Source organism: Streptosporangium sp. NPDC048047 (assembly GCF_040653115.1).
Classification (GTDB): Bacteria; Actinomycetota; Actinomycetes; order Streptosporangiales; family Streptosporangiaceae; genus Streptosporangium.
Window position 1 is genome coordinate 25,243 of record NZ_JBEZNH010000009.1, and the last position, 17,095, is coordinate 42,337.

General features: G+C 72.5%; 10 protein-coding genes. 6 read left to right on the forward strand and 4 right to left on the reverse strand.

Annotated elements, in window-relative coordinates:
- Positions 1-117: 117 nt before the first annotated feature.
- Complete coding sequence (locus tag AB0D67_RS10550; RefSeq protein WP_362932177.1) at positions 118-6,453, reverse strand: RHS repeat-associated core domain-containing protein; 6,336 nt, start codon at positions 6,451-6,453, stop codon at positions 118-120.
- Between the two features lie 339 nt (positions 6,454-6,792).
- A complete protein-coding gene (locus AB0D67_RS10555; RefSeq protein ID WP_362932179.1) occupies positions 6,793-10,194 on the reverse strand; it encodes a LamG-like jellyroll fold domain-containing protein in 3,402 nt (1,133 codons plus the stop codon).
- A gap of 311 nt (positions 10,195-10,505) precedes the next feature.
- Here AB0D67_RS10555 and AB0D67_RS10560 point away from each other — a divergent pair, with 311 nt between their 5' ends.
- From AB0D67_RS10560 to AB0D67_RS10570, 3 genes are all read left to right on the forward strand, one after another.
- Entirely contained in the window at positions 10,506-11,753 is a 1,248-nt protein-coding gene (locus tag AB0D67_RS10560) for an FAD-dependent oxidoreductase (RefSeq protein ID WP_362932181.1), read from the forward strand.
- A 109-nt stretch (positions 11,754-11,862) separates the two neighbouring features.
- The gene (locus AB0D67_RS10565) at positions 11,863-12,243 is read left to right on the forward strand and encodes a sigma factor (RefSeq protein ID WP_362932183.1); all 381 of its coding nucleotides are present in this window, start codon (positions 11,863-11,865) and stop codon (positions 12,241-12,243) included.
- A gap of 5 nt (positions 12,244-12,248) precedes the next feature.
- Positions 12,249-13,250 carry a hypothetical protein gene (locus AB0D67_RS10570; protein WP_362932185.1) on the forward strand — a complete coding sequence of 334 codons (1,002 nt, stop codon included), beginning with the start codon at positions 12,249-12,251 and terminating at the stop codon, positions 13,248-13,250.
- 57 nt (positions 13,251-13,307) lie between these two features.
- On the opposite strand, the gene AB0D67_RS10575 is transcribed toward AB0D67_RS10570, so the two are convergent.
- A complete protein-coding gene (locus AB0D67_RS10575) occupies positions 13,308-14,186 on the reverse strand; it encodes a DMT family transporter (RefSeq protein ID WP_362932187.1) in 879 nt (292 codons plus the stop codon).
- 273 nt (positions 14,187-14,459) lie between these two features.
- Positions 14,460-14,822: a VOC family protein gene (locus tag AB0D67_RS10580; RefSeq protein ID WP_362932189.1), complete on the reverse strand. Its 363-nt coding sequence runs from the start codon at positions 14,820-14,822 to the stop codon at positions 14,460-14,462.
- A gap of 217 nt (positions 14,823-15,039) precedes the next feature.
- On the opposite strand from AB0D67_RS10580, the gene AB0D67_RS10585 reads away from it, so the two are divergent.
- The 3 genes from AB0D67_RS10585 (at position 15,040) to AB0D67_RS10595 (ending at position 17,048) form a co-directional block, all read left to right on the forward strand.
- Positions 15,040-15,189 (forward strand): hypothetical protein, encoded by a 150-nt coding sequence (locus AB0D67_RS10585; protein WP_362932191.1) that lies wholly within the window; start codon positions 15,040-15,042, stop codon positions 15,187-15,189.
- A gap of 97 nt (positions 15,190-15,286) precedes the next feature.
- Entirely contained in the window at positions 15,287-15,769 is a 483-nt protein-coding gene (locus AB0D67_RS10590; protein ID WP_362932193.1) for a hypothetical protein, read from the forward strand.
- A gap of 310 nt (positions 15,770-16,079) precedes the next feature.
- On the forward strand, positions 16,080-17,048 hold the full coding sequence (locus tag AB0D67_RS10595) for an EamA family transporter (RefSeq protein WP_362932195.1): 969 nt from the start codon (positions 16,080-16,082) through the stop codon (positions 17,046-17,048).
- The last annotated feature ends 47 nt before the right edge of the window (positions 17,049-17,095 follow it).

Sequence of the window (17,095 nt, forward strand, 5' to 3'; positions counted from 1 at the left end):
GGCACACCGTGGTGCGCCGGGGCCCGCCGCCGTCTCAGACGGTCACTCCCCGTTCCTCAGGCCGGCCGTGACCGGCTGTCCCAGCCGGTCTCCCACCGTTCCTCGGGTCGGCCGGGATCAGCCACCGCCGAACACGCGGATGAGGTGGACGAGGAGACTGTCCAGCTCACCCTGGTCGATGAACCGGGTCGTCCTGAACACCGTCTCGGCGGTGATGCCCTTCCCCGTCAACGGCGGCTCCAGCTCCGCCGGTTTGTAGTCCTGCCGGAGGTTCTGCCCCGACCCCGAGGGCCGTCCCAGGCCCGCCGGCGGCTGTCCTTCCGGATACAGCTTCCCGTTGCGGTAGACGCTGACGGATTTGGTCGGTTGCCTGCTCCCGGAGATGTCGTAGGTATGGCTGTCCCTGACGGGCGCGCGGCGCGCCTTGGGCGGGGACTGCCGTTGGACCGCCCGGCGACTGGTCGGCCGGTGGGCGGGCCGGTGCCGCGCGGCCTTGGCGGGGGCCCTGCTCACCCGCCTGCTCCGCGCCCTGGCCGCGGCCTCCTTGGCCCGCCTGGCCGCCGCCCGGCGCGCGGCCGCCGCCGCTCTCCTCTTGGCCGCCGCGGCGGCCGCCTTCCTGGCCTTCTCGGCCGCTCGTTTCTTCGCCGCCTGCGCGGCCTTCTTCCTGGCCAGCTGCGCGGCCTTCTTCCTCGCCGCCTCCAACGCCTTCTTCCTGGCCAGGGCGGCGGCCCGCCGCTTGGCCAGCGCGATGGCCGCCCGCCGGGCCGCCGCCTGAGCCGCCCGCCTGGCGGCCGCCTGGGCGAGCCTCCTGGCCAGGGCCCGCGCCGCGATCCTGGCCGCGATGCCGACGACGATCCAGACGAGCTGCCCGTCGGGGTCGCTCATCGTGACGGGGCTGTTGTTGGCGTAGGCGTAGGCGTTGAGCTGCTGCGGATCCTCCTCGTCGATGACGGGGTCGACGGACAGGAACCGGCCGTTCCTCGGGTCGTACTCGCGGGCGCCGAGCTCGACGAGCCCGGTCGACGTGTCGCGCACGCCTCCCACGAATCCCCGCTGGCCTGGCCACCACGCCGGTTGCGGGCCGCGGTCCTCGCCGAACGGGGTCGTCCGGCGGACGGCCACGTCCCCCGTGCCGCCGTTGACCGCCGCCTGCGCGGTGCCCTGGTGGTCGGACGCCAGGAAGTACACCCTGTTGTCCGGGGTCCGTACGGCGATCGTCTCGTCGCCGATGGTGTAGTAGCGGGTGCACTCGACGACGTCCTTGGCGATGTCGAGCCGCAGCTCCATGTCGTCGATGTAGAGCGTCGCGTCGGTGGGCGTCCTGCGGAGCAGCCGCTCACCGTCGGCGTCGTAGACGTACGAGGTGGTCCTGCCCGCCTCGGTCACCGATTCGAGGTTGCCCTCGGCGTCCCAGACCAGGGTCTGGTCGGCCGCCCCGACCTTGCGCCGGGTGGTGTTGCCGGTCTCGTCGTAGGCGAAGACGTCCGTTCCCGCCGTCAGCGCGGCGTGCGGACGCGCCGCGCCCGCGGCGGGGTAGGTGTAGGAGCGGGCGGACTCCGTGCGCCCGCCGAACGCGTGCTGCGTCTCCTTCGTCCTGTTGCCGGTGGAGTCGTAGGCGTAGCTGGTCGCGTACGGCGCCGCACCGCCGATCACGTCCGCCCGCGGGCTGCCGCTCGCGCAGTCGTCGGTGGCCGTCCACGCCGAGGTCAGGCGGCGCAGGTGGTCGTAGGTGAAGCACTGGGTGTCCTTCGACCGGCCGCCGTCCATGTCAGCGATCTTGGTGATGTTCCCGGCCGGGTCGTAGGTGTAGTTGAGGTCCAGGTCGGGAGCCGAGGCCGACTCGCGGTCCAGCCGGGTCCGGGCCAGCCGCCGGGTGCCCTCGTCGTGGGTGTAGGTGAGCCAGCTCTTCTTCCCGCCGCTGTTCAGCTCGTACTGCAGGGTCTCGCCCAGCTTGGAGTAGCGGGTGGCCGTGACGTACGACGACAGACCGGTCACGGTGACCGGCTGGCTGAGCCCGTCGTAGGTGTAGACGACCGACTCCTCCGCCAGCCCGCCCGCGGCGGGGAAGCTGACGGACTGCACCTGGTCGTCGAGGGTGTAGCGGCTGTTCAGCACGTACGAACCGGCCAGTTTCCCTTCCCTGGCGGGCACGGTGACGGTCTGCCGCAGGGTGCGGTAGTCGGAGTCGATCGCGTTGATCTCCGCCTTGTACGCCTGGCCGCCGAGGTAGCGGACACTGGCGTTCAGGTGTCCCTTGGCCAGCGCGTCGTACTTCCACTCCGCGAGCAGCGGGCCGGTCGTGGAGCCCTCGTGCAGCTCGCGCTTGCGCCCCAGCTCGTCGTAGACGTACGCCAGGGTCTTCCCCCGGGCGTCGGTGGAGGTGACGACCTCGTCGGCGTCGTTGTAGGTGAACGTCGTGACGCCCTTGTCGGGGTCCTCGGTCCTGGTCTCCCTGCCGCGCAGGTCGTAGACGTGCTTCCACACGTTGCCCGCGTGGTCGGTCACGGTGAGCAGCCGGTCGGAGGCGTCGTAGGTGTACTTGGTCGACTCGTAGTCGCCGGTGGGCGTGGCTCCCTTGTACTGCCGCAGTTCGACGAGCCGGCCCTCGGTGTCGCCGATACGGGTGACGGCGTGGCCTCCGGCGGGGGCGGTGATGTGCATCCGGTCGCCGTGGTGGGTGGCGGTGGCCCGCCACTTCTCCACGCCCTTGACCCGGAACGCCTGGGCGGCCACCTCTCCGGCGCCGTCGTAGGAGGTGGTGATCTGGCTGGGAACGGCCGTGTCGGCCACCCCCAGCAGCTCGGTGGACGGCTCTCCGGGGCTGAAGTAACCGCCGTTGGACTTGGACACCTCGCCGAGCGAGTTGTGGAAGGTGTCGGTGACCGTGCGCCCGTCACGCAGCGCGGGATCCTTCGCCTGGTCGTCCCGGGGCGCCGGCTCCTGGGTCTGCCGGGGGCGCAGCAACCCGTCGAGCAGCTCGTGGCTGACGGTGTAGCCGCCGTCCGCCCGCAGGGTCTTCGTGGTGACGACGCTGGGGCCGTCGTTGCGCATCAGGTAGGAGTACTCGGTGCTGGGCGACTGGCCTGCCGCCTTGCTGCGGTCGCCCTGCCACACCTTGACGAGGCGGCCGAGCGCGTCGTGCTCCATGTCGACGCGCCGGTTGTTGGCGTCGATCTCGGTGACGGCCTCGCCCCAGGCCGGTTCCATGAGGGTGCGTTCCACGTGGCCTAGCGGGTTGGTCTCGATGACCTCGGTCGCCGGGGCTCCCGAGGCCGGCGCGTAGGTGGTGGTCAGCTTCGTGCCGGCCGCGTCGGTCTCGCTGGTCATGCGTCCGTAGGCGTCGTAGGTCTTGACGGAGTCGGTGACGGCCGAGCCGTCGCCGGCCACGGTCTGGACGGCGGTGATGTCGCCCTTGACGGGCGCCTGGCCGTACGGCCCGCCGTCGAACTGCATCCGCTCGTCGGAGATCACCTCGTCGGCGGCGAGTTTCGCGACGCCGGCGCCGCAGCCCGCGGCGACCTTGTGGATCCTGCTGGTGTAGTCCAGCAGCCACGCCGTGGTGTTGCGGGCGTAGGTGTAGCGGGTGCACTGGTCGTCGTCACCGGTGGCCAGGTCGCCCTTCTCGTCGACCTGGGTGAGCATGCCCTGGGTGTCGTAGGAGCGCTCCTCCCCGGTCCGCCGCCACGTGCCGTTCTCCAGCAGGGTGCGGGTGGCCATGGATTTCGGCTCGACGATGTGGGCGAGCTTGGTGACGCCGCCCTGGGAGGACTCGGCGGTCTTCAGCGACCACGGCTCCTCCAGCGTGGAGGTCGTGATCTTCCCGCCGTCGCCGTCGTAGAGGGTCTCCTCACGTTCGAACCCGGCGTACTGGTCGAGGTCGTCCAGCTTGCCGCCCTCGGAGTCGGCGACCTGGGCCCGGCGCTTGGAGCCGTCGGACTGGCGGTCGCCGTCCATGCCGCGGAAGTACCGGAACTCGGTGAGCGTGCGCTCGGTGTCCTGCCCGTCGCCGCCGCGGACCCGGACCCTGCCGAACCCGCGCCAGTCCGACCAGGTGCGGTGCTCGGGCTTGACGAGGATGTTGTCGGCGTAGTGCCAGGCGGCGCCGTCGAGGTACTCGTAGTCGGTGACGACCGGAGGCGACTGGGCGACCCGGTCGATCTCCAGCGTCTGCGCCACGACGTACTTGTGGAACCAGTCGGTGACCTCGCCCTCGTTCGGCGGAGCCCACCGCTGGGGGAAGCAGAGCCTGGCGTTGCGGTCGGCGGTCGGCACGTCCCCGGGCTTGCAGTCGGCCGGGGCGTAGCCGACCCGGAGCTCCCCACCGCTCTCGTTGTTCACCGTCTGGACGCGCCACTTGACGAGCGGGGCGCGTCCCTCGTTCGCGTCGACCCTGTTGGGCAGCTGGGTACCGCCGAAGGTGATCTTCGGCAGGGTGATGGTGCCGCCCACGTGGCCGCTCTGCTGGATGGAGGCCAGCCACAGCGACGGGCTGAGGCCGTCACCCGTCGCGGGGAAGGAGTGCGTCAGCGTCCAGGAGTCGACGTCGCAGTACGGCCGGCCCGAGCACTTCGCCGTGTCGGTGTTGAGCACCTGAGTGGTGACCTTCGCCAGGCGCAGCCGGGTGAAGAACGTCGGCGACAGCCGGTCGGTGCACTTCTCCCCCGAGCCGCAGATCTGGTCGAAGGGGATGTCGGGCCAGTGGCTCGCCGTCTCCTTCTTGAGCTGGTCGGCGGCGCAGGTGACCGTTCCGCCCGGCACGCACCGCTCGGCGACGTCGAAGACGACGCGGGACGCGGGCGACCTGGTGAACAGCTCGTTCCGCAGGTAGCCGTAGTCGATCCGCTTGAGGTATCCGCCGCGCACGTACTCGGTGCCCTGCTCGGGCTTCATGTTCCGCCCGTAGAAGTTCTTCTCGGCCCCGTACCAGTAGGTGGTGGCGTTGCCGTGCGTGTCGACGGCGAGGTCGAGGTTCCAGCGGTACGCCTGCCGGCACCAGGAGGACGCCGCGTCGCTCGTGTGGCAGGGCTCGCCGCTGTTGTTGCCGAACACCGGAACCGTCCACGCCGACCCGGTCTCCGGCTTGCCCGACGCCCAGCCGGGCAGGCGGTTCAGGCCGAAGGTGTACTGGGTGCCGTCGTCGGTGGTGACGCGCCAGTACTCGCCGTTGTCGTCGCCGTTGACGGCGCCGGTGAGGTGCTCGACGCGGGTGCCGTCGTCGCGCCTGGGCCGCCACTGCTTGGTCGTGGCGTCCTTGACCAGCTCGACGGAGGAGTCGCCGAGCGACATGACGGCGTTCTCCTGGTCCCAGCACAGGTCCCCGGTCTTCTTGCCGTCGATCATGCACGACTTGTAGCGGCGTTCGATGTAGCCGCTGGGGTTGAGCTCGAAGCCCTCTCCTGCCCACGACGGCTGGTTGTTCGTCGAGACGGTACGGCCGTCCACGCTCTGCGAGGAGTAGGCGAGGGACATCTCCGGCTCGTCGCCGCCCAGCGCGGGGGGTGCCCGCAGATCGTAGCCCCAGCTGAAGTCACCCGACTGGGTGCCGACGCTCCACTCGGCAGAGGGGGCGAGCGAGGTGGCCGTGTGGTCGCCCGACGGTCCGGACGGCGCGGCCTGCAGCGCGTACAGCGCCGGCATGTCGACGTCGGCGGACAGCGTGCCGTTCTTCGCGTCGTTGTCGGACGGCATCGGTTCGGGCTGCGGGCAGGCGGTCACGGCTGCGGGCGCGGCCGCCGGGGCCGCGGCGGTCAGGGCGCACTCGCCCAGTTTCACCAGTCGCAGCCTGGCGCCGTAGTCGCCGCCGAAGGCGTACCGGAAGCCGGAGTAGTCGATCTCCAGCCGGGTCCTCCCCTTCGCGGCCGCCAGACTCTGGCCCTGGCTCTGCCCCGCCGTCACCCGCAGGGCGAGGCCGAGCAGCCCGGACGACGCGGTGTCGAGCAGTTCGACGCGGACCTTGTCGGGGGTCGCCGCCGCGACCTCCTCACCCGCCTTGCCGTCCTCGGCCTTGGCGGTCTCCGTCGTCTTGGTCTCCGCCGCCTTGGCGGATTCCGCCGCCTTGGCGGGCTCCGCGGCCTTTGCGGGCTTCTTCGGTGGGACGATCCGTACCGGGAAGTCGGCGGACAGGGTGCGCGCGCCGGTGCCGCCGGTCGCGTCCAGCTCTACCGCCTGCGGTTTCGGCCAGACGACGCCCGGTGGCGTCTTCCACGCCTGTCTCTCCGCCGGATCGGCCGTCCTGGGCAGTACGGGGACCCGTTTCCCGAGGACCGGGGTCTCCCGCTGGACGGCGGGGGCGGAGCGGGGCGCGGCGCTCGCGGGCATCGCGTGCACCAGCGGCGCCACCACGACGACGGCCAGCGTGGCCGCCAGCCGCCGGGGCCACGGCGACCGGCGTACGGGATGCGTCAGACGGTTCCAGTAGGACTCCGGAGGATCCGGATCATGTGCCAGGTTCACTGACTTCACCCAATCTGTGGGGGGGGTCGAACAGGGGTGACGGGTTGGACGAGGCGGGTCGAGGCGGACCGGGCCAGGCCGGGTCGAGGCGGGTCGGGGAGGTGGACGGCCGGTCCGGAGGCATGGGAGAGAACCGGCCGGTGGACGGTCGGAAGCCGAGGAAACGGTCGGAAGCCGGGGAAACGGTCGAAGAGCCGGTGGGTCAACCGGTGGGTCGGTGGGTCAGCCGGTGGGTCGGTGGGTCAGCCGGTGGGTCGGCGGGTCGGAAGCCCGGGGCCGGGGCCGCCCGGTGGAGCGCCGGGCGGCCGGGAGATCCGTTCGGTGGGTCGCTCCGGTGGGTTACTGGGCGGCCAGCTGGGCGATCTGTTCGGCGCTCAGCACGCCGTCATAGGCACGGACGTCGTCCACGATCCCCGGCCAGTGGCCGGTGAAGACGCCCGCGGACTTGGCGCGGCCCAGTTGCAGCGGGCCGGTGGCGTTCCACGCGCTCACGTGGGCGGTGACCGTGCTCACGGACAGCCGGCCGTTCACGTAGACGCGCAGCTCGCCCTGGAGGGGGTCGTAGACCCCCGCCACGTGGGTCCACTCGAACGGGGCGGGCACGTCGTCGGAGCGCGTCCGCACCACCGCGGCGGTGTCGGTGTCGGCGGCGGCCATGCCGAGGGTCCAGCGTCCCTTCTCCTTGTCATAGCCGAGCTGGAACCCGCTGGCCCTGTTCCCGGCCTGGGAGACGACGGCCGCGTCGCGGGTGGGCAGGTAGTCGAGCTGGGTCCAGGCGGCGACGGTGAACCCCGACGCGGTGTTGACGGCCGGACGGGCGGTCTGCGCGTGGCCGGCCGTACCGTCGAGGGCGAGCGCGCCGTCCAGCCAGCCCTCGGACCATGACGCGCCGCCGCCCAGCGTCGCCGCCGACGCCCGGCCGGAGGAGTCGGCGGCGACGCCGCCGGTCCCCTCGTCCAGCTTCCAGTGCCCGACCAGCGTCGCGGCGCTGTTCACCAGGTCGGCGATCTCGTCGCCGAACATGGCGCGCCCGTGGACGCGGACCTCGTCGACGTCGCCCGGCCAGAACTCCGTCTCCGCCCCGCCGGCCTTCGCCCTGCCGATCGTCAGGGGTCCGGTCGCGTCCCACGGCCGGGTGAACGGGACCGTCGACTCCAGGCGGCCGTTGACGTAGAGGGACAGCTCCCCCACCGCCGTGTCGTAGACGCCGGTCAGGTGGGTCCACTCGCCGGGTCTCGGCGCGGACGCCGACAGCGCCCGCACGACCGCCGCCCCGTCGGTGTCGGCGACGGTACGGCTCAGCGCCCACCGGTCGTCGGCCTTCGAGTAGCCCAGGGAGAAGCCTCCGTTCCGCGTGCCGTCCTGGCCGACCGCGGTCGCGGCGGCGCCGGTGCCGGTCAGCCGCACCCACGCGGCGACCGTGAAGTTGCCCAGGGTGGGCACGACGGGGCCGGTGGTCCGCGCGTGGCCGCCGGCACCGTCGAACCGCAGCCCCGTGCCCGTCCTGCCGGAGGTCCAGGCGGCCGAGCCGTACAGGGTGGCCGGGTGGGCTCCGGCGCGGTCGGCGGCCACCCCGCCCTGCCCGTCGTCCAGGGTCCAGTGCCCGTCGGGGCCGGCGCCCGGGTCGACGTTGAACACGTAGGTGCGGATCGGGCTCTGGTGTCCCGCGCGGTCCTTGCTGCGCACCGCGAGCACGTTGGGGCCGTCGTGGCGGGGGGTGAGCCGGATCGTCGCCGGCCCGCCCGTCTGGCCGGCCGCGACCTCCGTCTTGGGAGCGGTGTCCAGCCCGTAGACGTAGGCGACGACGTCGGTGACGTCCGCCGGGGTGAACGTGAAGGAGCCGGTCCGGCCGACGCCGTCGCTCCAGCCGGTCTCGGGGTAGTCCTGCGAGGTCACCCCCGGCTCCCGGCCGGGCGCGGAGGCGTCGACGGCCATCTCGCACCAGGGGCTCCACGCGCTGTCGATCCTGCCGTCCTCCGCGCGGACCCGCCAGCGGATCACGGCGCCGTCACCGAAGGCGCCCTGCGGGACGGTCGCGGAGAAGGCGCTGCCCGTTCCCTGCGAGTCGGTGAGCCGCTCCCCGACCTTCGTGCCGGAGTCGGTCCACCACTCGAACCGTCCCCTGACCGCGTTGTCGGCGTCCCGCAGCTTGGCCCACAGCTTCGGCGTGGTGGTGCCGATCATCGGCCGCCCGTCGCCGGTGACGCAGTCGCCTCCCGGGTCCGACCAGGTGTCGGCGGCCACGGGCGCGGCGGGCGGCGAGTTGTACTCGATCACCAGGCTGGGGTTGTTCTTGAACTTCTTCCAGGCGTAGACGTCCGTCTCGCTCGTGGCCCTGATCCCGATGGTGATGTTGGGCCAGCTCTTCGCCGCGGCGTCGGCGGCCTGGCCGGTGACGTCGAACTCGACGCCGCCGGGCAGGCAGGACGGTCCCCAGCCCTTCGCGACGTTCACGGTGTCGAGGAGCTTCACCCAGGCGGGCTGCTTGCTCCAGGTGGTGCTCTTGCTGATCGTGTTCGTGGCCCAGGCCTCGACCTTCCGCGCCCCGCACGAGTAGGACCAGGTCTCGTACGTGCGCAGCGTCGCCTTGATGATCTGCTTGCCGTGGATGGCCGTACCGGTGTTCATCTGGAAGAACGACCTGTTGGTCTGCCCGGAGACGTGTCCCGCCCTGGCGACGTCGCTCGCGTTCAGGAAGTTGGACGAGGGGTGGTTGCTCCAGACGGCCGTCCAGGCCCCGCGGGCCGCGGAGAAGAACGGGTCGAGGTAGACGGGGAACCTGGTCCCCGGGTCCTCGATCATGCCGCGGTGCGGTCTGAGCACCAGCTTCCCGCCGGTGAGTTCGAGGCCCATCACCTCCTGCCGGGCACCCGGGGGGACGCCCTCCCTCGCCGCCGCCGCGGTCTCCGCTGCTCCCTCCCCCGCCGCACGCGCGGCCTCCGCCTCCGGCTCGCCCGTGGCCGCGGGTCCCGAGGAGTCCCACATCAGCGGCGGCGAGGCCGTGAAGACCGATCCGCCGTTCCCGTCGACCGCCTCCAGGTTGCCGCCCCCGATGGATCTCAGCGACAGCCCGTCGGCCGAGATCGGGAAGTTCAGCTCGGCGAGGGCCTTGTTCCGGGCGGCGGCCCGCGACTTGACCACGAGAAGGTGGGAGAAGCCGTCGACGTCCGCCCTGACCTGGAGGTCCACCCCGGGGAGCACCTCGGGATAGGTCGCGGTGTCGTCCTTCAGCACGGGCTTCGGCAGCGTGCCGGGCCAGCCCAGCTTCAGTGTCCTGTCACCGCGCGCCATCCGGGCGAGCGGCGCGTCGCCCCCGCCCGAGAACGTCAGGCCGACCGCCGTGGCGACGGGGGCGATCGTGCCGTCGGGACGGGCCCGGAGCGTCGGGTCCACGTCCACCCACCGGCCGTCCTGCCGCACCCGCACCGGGCGCGCGTACTGCTCCAGGGTGAAGGCGCCGTTGGGCCTGGCGAAGACCTGCCGCGTCTCCGTGCGCATCGCGGTGACCTCGACCGGCTTCCCCGTCCGGCGGGCGAGCGCCGCCGCCGGTTCCTCCCCCGGCTGTCCCGTCCGGCGGGCGAGCGGCCCGGCCGGTTCCTCGCCCGGCTGTCCCGTACGGCCGGCGAGCGCCCCTGCCGGTTTCTCCGCAGGACCCTCGTCCCGCTGCCCCGCGACGGCGTCCGTGGGCTGTCTCCACGCGCCGGCGACGGCCTCCGAAAGGTTGAGAGGCGTCGCGGCCACGCCCGCCAACATCACCACGACCAGTCCACGAGCTAAGCGCATCGGCCCTCGCCGTCGTCGAGCTGGGACGTCGCGCGGCCGATGGCCGCCCGGCGTCTCCATGATCTTCAATTGCCAAGCGGATTGTCACCCGCGCGAAGGGGGCCGTCCAGATCTTGTGACACATTTCTTCAGAATCTTCTTCTTCCTGAAGAAAACTGCCATCGAGCGGCCCGGCCCGCCCGCCGTGACCCCTCTCCCCTGGAACTACATTTGTAGTAAAACTACAGACGTAGTACCGTCACTACATCCGTAGTGACGAAGGAGGAACCGTGGCGCACGCGGTGGTGGTCGGAGCGGGGATCGGCGGGCTGACGGCGGCGGTGGCGCTGCGGCGACGCGGCTGGGAGGTCACGGTGTTCGAGCGGACGCCGTCCCTGGAACCGGTCGGCTCGGGGCTGGCCATCGCCGCCAACGCGCTCCGGGCCCTCGACACGATCGGGGCCGGAGACGACGTCCGGCGGCTGTCGGCGGTCCAGGGCGAGGCCGGCGTCCGGCGCGCGGACGGCCGGTGGCTGATGCGGACCACCGAGGAGGCCACCTCCGCCCGGCACGGCGACTCCATCGTGCTGCTGCGCCGCGCGGAGCTGGCCGACGCGATCGCGGCCCGGCTGGAGCCCGGCGTGATCAGGCTGAACTCCACGGTCACGGCGGTGGACCCGTACACCGGCCGGGTGACCGTCCGGACCGGCGACGGCGAGGTGACCGAGGTGACGGCCGACCTCGTCGTGGCGGCCGACGGCATCCGCTCCCCGATCCGGGCCGCGCTGTTCCCCGGCCACCCCGGCCCGGTCTACTCCGGGGTGACGAGCTGGCGGCTGCTCGTCCCCGGCGGGGGCAGGCCCGGCCGGACGTTCGAGAGCTGGGGCGAGGGCAAGGTCTTCGGCGTCATGCCGCTGGCCGGCGGCACGGCCTACTGCTACGCCACCGACACCGTCCCGGCGGGCGGGGACCCCGGGGACGGCGAGAGCCGCCGGGCCGAGCTGCTCCGCCTGTTCGGCGGGTGGCACGACCCGATCCCGGCGCTGCTGGAGGCGGCCCCGCCGGAGCTCGTCCTGCGCAACGACGTCCACCACCTGGCCACCCCGCTGCCCGCGATGCACCTCGGCAGGGTGGCGCTGCTGGGCGACGCGGCCCACGCCATGACGCCCAACATGGGCCAGGGCGCATGCCAGGCGATCGAGGACGCGGTGGTCCTCGCCCACGTCGCGGGCGACGGCGACGGCCCGGCCCGCACGGCGGGCGCGGCAGGCACGGCGGACGGAGCGGGGACGGCGGGCGCGGCGGGCGTGGACCTGGCCCCGTACACCGCCGCCCGGCTGGAGCGGACCACCCGGGTCACCGCCAGGTCGGCGTCGATCTGCCGGACGACGCGGATCCGCAACCCGCTGGCCGTACGGCTGCGCGACACGATGATGGCGCTCGCCTGGCGTCTCGGCGGTGAGCGGATGACCGCCGCGATGGACGAGGTGCTCGGCTGGACCCCGCCCGAGCCCGCCGGAGCGCGAAACGGGTCCTGAGATCGGCCGGCCTTCCGGTTCCGCCCGTACGGCGCCCCGCCATGCAACAGTTTCCGCGCCTGGTCTCTCTCGGAAATGAGGGAACGACGAAAGGCAAGGACAAGGACTGTTGGAACCTGACCCCCGTTTCGCGGAGTTCGTCACCGAACGTGGTGACGCGTTACTGCGCTACGGCTACATGCTGACCGGTAACCCGCATGACGCGGCCGACCTTGTCCAGGAGGCGCTGCTGAAGCTGCGCGGCGCCTGGCATCGGCTGCGTCTGAAGGAGAACCCGGAGAGTTACGCGCGCACCACGATGGCCAGGCTGCACATCGCCGCCTGGCGGTTGCGCAGACGCGAGCAACTCGCCTGGGATCCGCCGGACCGCGAGCACCACGATCCGCTGCCCAGCGGAGACGAGCGAAGGATGTGGCAGGCGCTGGCCGGCCTGCCGCGCTGGTCGCGGGCGGGGCCTTCGTCGTCACCGAGCCCGGGGGCGACATCATGACGGCGATGACCGCTTCGGAGACACGCTCCGCGACCCCGGCCGAGCACGTGGAGAAGGTCTGGCCGGAGGCGGTGCGGAAGGTCCCGGCGAAGGGACCCGACGGGGCGTCGTGGCGACCGGAGACGTTCGTCGACGACCGCACGCTGCTCGTGACGGCTCCGGCGGGGCTCGACCAGCCGACCGCCGTCTACGCCTACGGTCTCGACGACGGATCACGGCGTAAGATCGCCGATCTGCCGTCGTCCGCGGACGCGGCGGGTGGCGCCAATGGTTTCGCCGTGGGCGACGGACACGTGGTGTGGTGGACCGCGACGAAGGATCGCATCGCGCACCTGTGGGCCGTTCCGGTGAGCGGCGGGACGGCGAAGCGCGTCGCCGACCAGAGCATCGAGGAGGGTGACGGCAGCGGGATCGACGCCGTCACCGTGGCCGACGGAAAGATCGTCTTCTCGCTCTACGTCGGCGGGGTCTTCACCGTTCCCCTTGAGGGCGGCGCGGTGGAACCGGTCGAGGGAGGCACCGGGATGCACCTGCTGGCCTGGCCGTGGATCGGCACGCCGGGGCGGGGAGGCGAGCCCCACGGCACCGTGTTCGCCCGGATCCTGAACGTGCGGACCGGTGAGACCAGAAGCGTCGTCACCCACCCCGGCGAGACGATCCGTTCCTGCGGCGTGACGATCTGCCTGGGAAGCACCTCGAACTTCCAGACCTTCTTCCGGCACCGGGACGGTTCCTCGCAGAAGACGGTGCCCTCCGGGGTGTCCGGTGCGGTGCCGCCGACTCAGGATCGCTTCTACGTCTCGGCCTACGGTGAAAAGAAGCTTGAGGGCGTGGGGCTGTACGACTTGAAAACCGGCAAATCCGGATATCTAGGCATTAAAAAGGACGCAGGCTCCCAAGGAATGGGTTCCTTCATCCTCATGCCGTCCGAGGACTCCACCGGCAGGCTCCTCAGCTACACGCTCGGGGACGACCTCTACCTGATCGATCTGGCCGGGATCCGGTGATCCGGCGCCCCGGGGAACGCCCGAGGGGCACCCGGGGGGCGCTGCCGGGTCCCGGCGCTAAGCCGCCCTTGAGGGCGACGGAGAGGTGACCGGCGCGACCTCGGGGACAGGGGTGCGGCCGTGGTCCGGGGAGAGCCGTCCCAGGGTCACGGTCCCCCAGATCAGCAGCGCCGAAGCCAGCAGGGCGGGGATCGCGTCGGCGGCCCCGCTCGGCAGCGCCTCGTCGAGCAGCAGCGCCCCGGCGAGGACCGAGGTGATGGGGTCGACCACCTGGACCGCCGCGTAGGCGATCCCGAAATAGCCCATCGCGTAGGACTTCTGCAGCAGCACCACCGCGCAGACCAGCAGCACCGGGATGGCGAGCGTGAACCAGGTCAGCAGCCTGCTCAGGTCGCCCTGGAGGTCGCCGCCCACCACCCGGACGAAGGTGGACACGCTGGCCGTCACCGCGCCCGCGCCGACGGACATCAGCAGCGCCTTCGCCGGGCCGCGCGCCCTGCGGGCGGCGAGGTGGGAGATCAGCACGACCACCCCGACGCAGCCCAGGAAGCCCAGTGCCTCGGTGTTCGTCATGTGCGGGACGCTGGAGTGGACCGGGACCAGCAGCATCAGCCCCAGCAGGCCGACGGCCACCGCGATCGACCCCAGGATCTCCGCCCGGTGCGGCCGCCTGCCGTGCAGCATCGCCGCCAGCGGCACGGCGAACACCAGGGTCGCCACACTGATCGGCTGCACGATGACCAGGGGGGCGAGGCTCAGCGCGACGGCGTGGAGGCTGGCCCCAGTGAACCCGATGACGCCGCCGATCCACCAGCGGGGGCGCCGCATCAGTTTGAGCGAGGCGCCCTCGGAGACCGCCTCGAACTGCTGGAGGGCGGCGCCGAGCGCGTAACCCAGCGCGCCGACCAGGGCGATCGACACGCCGACCCAGATCATCGCCACTCCCCGAGGCCGAGCGGGACGGGGGAAGGCGATGGCAATCGGGTCATTACTTCAGCTTAGGGGGCCCGGCGGGGAAGTAAGCGCCAGGTCATGTCCCGACAGATACCTCTTGGCGGTGGAAACCTCCTCGTCCCCCGGGCCCCCGCACCGCGGGACGTCCCTCCGCCCGGCGGCGCGGCCCTGCCCGCCCTCCGGGATCGTGTCCGGCCTTTCAGGGTCATGCCGGGCCGGCCGGGGTCGTGCCGGCCCCGCCGGGCGGCGTGAGGGTCAGTCCCGCTGCGGGCAGACGCAGAAGAGGTGCCCCTCGGGGTCCGCAAGGACGACCCACTGACCCTCACCGGGCTGGAAGTCCGGCTTGGAGGCGCCGAGCTTCAGGTAGTCCTCGACCGCCTGCGCCACATCCGGAACCCGGACGTCCAGGTGGAACTGCTTGCCGGGCCCCGGCCACGCGGCCGGCCTGCGGTCGAGGTTCTGCTGGAAGTAGATGGTCATCGTGCCGTCGCCGATCCCGGCGTAGGTGTCGTCGGCGTACTGCACCTCGTAGCCGAAGACCTTCGAGTAGAACCCGGCGAGCCCACGGGGATCGGCGCAGTCGATGTTCACGGCGAGGAATTTCGCGGTCATGGTCATGTGTCTCATCGTGCCGCCCGTACCTGCCATGTGCTGTCAGGTACGGGAAAGGGCCGGGCCTTCCTGACCGCCGTGGCCGCGACGCGACGTCCGGAACCCGCCGGAAGCGGAGGCCGGACCGGCGTTATACAGGGAAAAGGACGTGTTCCGCCGCCCGTGCGCCCCGGTCCCGAACCGGGTGCTCCGGTGCTCACCGACCCGACACCGAGGAGTGACCATGCCGACACCGATGACGACCACCCCGTACGACCGCGTGGCGGGCCCCGGCCGGGCCGGCCCGGCCGGGGCGACGGACGCCTGCGGCCGGTACCGCCGTTTCGACGGCCCGCGGCACACCCTCGGCCTGGTCTTCCATGGCGCGGCCTGACCTCCTCCCCCGCCGCCCGCGACGGACCGGCCGACCGGCCCACGCGGGAACCGGGGGGCGGCACGCCCTGGGAACGGCCTCGCCGCTGCTTCACGGGATGCGGGCCACCGAGACGATCACGCCTCCGCACACGGCCGCCGAACTGGCCGCGCTGCTCGGCCTGCTGCGTGCCCGGCGCCCCGGGATCGGGACCGTCACGGTCGGCCACAGCCGTGACGCCGTCTCGACGGCCGCCGCGGCGGCGTTCGCCGACGCCTGGGACGGGGAGGTCCTCGCGGTGGTCGACTGGCCGGAGGAGGCCGCCTCCTGGCTGCGCCCGGCCCGGCGTTTCACCGAGGGCGCCCCGGACGCCTGGGTGGTGGCCGGCATCCCCCTCGGCTGGGCCCAGATGAGCCGCCGCCTGCGGCACAGCACCGACTGGCGGCCGGAACGGACCTTCGGCTTCGCCTCCGTCACGCGAAGCGCGGCGCTCGCCGGTCCCGGAACGCTGCGGGGCCTGCGCGGTGCCGCGTTCGACGGCGGCACCTGGGAGATCGGTCTCGGCCTGATCACCTTCTTCCCTCCGGAGACCGCGCGGTGACCGTGACACGACGGCCGCGCGGTCACCGTCACACGACACCCACTCGGTGACCGTGACACGGCACCCGCGCGGTGACCGTCGTACGGACCGCGCGGTGACCGGTTCCACGGCGCCGGAGCCATAAATGCCCGGGTTCCCGGCCAGGGACGGCGTTAGGATCCTTCCGTGCGCATGCTGATCGTTTCTCCGCCGACCGCCCGCTGACGCGGGCGGTTCCCTCTCCTGACGACTGGATCCGAGTGATCCGGTGGGTGGCTGCCGCCCGCACACGTGCGGCCTGACGACCACCTTTCTCATTGGAGAGAACTCCATGACGCACGTCTCCGTACGGCGGGGCCTGCTGTACGTCTCCATCGCGGCGACCGCCTGGGGCACCGGCGGTGCGGCCGGTGCGCTGCTCCGCCTCTCGGGCGGGCTCGACCCCGTATCGATCTCTTTCTGGCGGTTCGCCGCCGGGGCGGCGACGCTCCTTCCGATCCTCCGTCTCCTCGGCCGGGACCGAAACCGGGATCAGGGCCGGGACCAGATCCGGGACCGAATCCGAAGCCGGAGCCGCAGCCGCAGCCGCAGCCGGGATCGCGGGGCCCGGCGGTACGGCCGGATCGCGGCCACCGGCGTGGCGATGGCCGTCTGTCAGACGGCCTACTTCGCGGCCGTCGCCTCCACCGGCCTGGCCGTCGCCACCGTGGTGACGATAGGCGCGACCCCGGTGTTCGTGGCCGCCGCCGCGCGGCTGCTGCTGGGCGAACGGCTGGGCGTGGCCGGGCTGGGCTCCGCCGTGGTCGCCCTGGCGGGCCTGGTCATGCTGGTCCTCGACGGCGGCCCGGCGGCCTTCTCGGTGGCGGGCACCGGCTGGGCGCTGCTGTCCGCGGCCGCCTACGCGGCGGTGACCCTGCTCAACCGGGCCTTCTCCGCCGAGCCGTACGCCGCGACCTTCGGCGGCTTCGCCGTCGGCGGCCTGTGCCTGCTGCCCCTGGCGCTGTACGGCGGGCTGCTCCCGGCCGGTGACCCGCTCGTCTTCTGGGCGGCCGTCGCCTACCTGGGCGTCGTCCCGACGGCCCTGGCCTACGTCCTGTTCTTCACCGGACTGGGATCCGTGCGGGCCACGACGGCCTCGGTGATCTCGCTCGTGGAGCCGGTCGGGGCGGCGGCCCTCGGGATCCTCGTGTTCGGCGAACGGTTCACCGCGCAGGGCGTGGCGGGCGCGGCCCTGCTGCTCGCCGCGGTGGCCCTCCTCGCCCTGCGGGAGAGGAGGGAGTCGGCGCCGGTGACCGGCTGATCCCCGGCGCGGTCCGGCGCCCGCCGCCCGGCGGGGCGCCGGACCGC

What these genes read in the sequence shown, in the direction of transcription:
- AB0D67_RS10570 (WP_362932185.1), top strand. Translation starts at nt 12,249, where the DNA reads ATGACCGCTTCGGAGACACGCTCCGCGACCCCGGCCGAGCACGTGGAG.
- AB0D67_RS10575 (WP_362932187.1), bottom strand. Translation starts at nt 14,186, where the DNA reads ATGATCTGGGTCGGCGTGTCGATCGCCCTGGTCGGCGCGCTGGGTTAC.
- AB0D67_RS10580 (WP_362932189.1), bottom strand. Translation starts at nt 14,822, where the DNA reads ATGACCATGACCGCGAAATTCCTCGCCGTGAACATCGACTGCGCCGAT.
- AB0D67_RS10585 (WP_362932191.1), top strand. Translation starts at nt 15,040, where the DNA reads ATGCCGACACCGATGACGACCACCCCGTACGACCGCGTGGCGGGCCCC.
- AB0D67_RS10590 (WP_362932193.1), top strand. Translation starts at nt 15,287, where the DNA reads ATGCGGGCCACCGAGACGATCACGCCTCCGCACACGGCCGCCGAACTG.
- AB0D67_RS10595 (WP_362932195.1), top strand. Translation starts at nt 16,080, where the DNA reads ATGACGCACGTCTCCGTACGGCGGGGCCTGCTGTACGTCTCCATCGCG.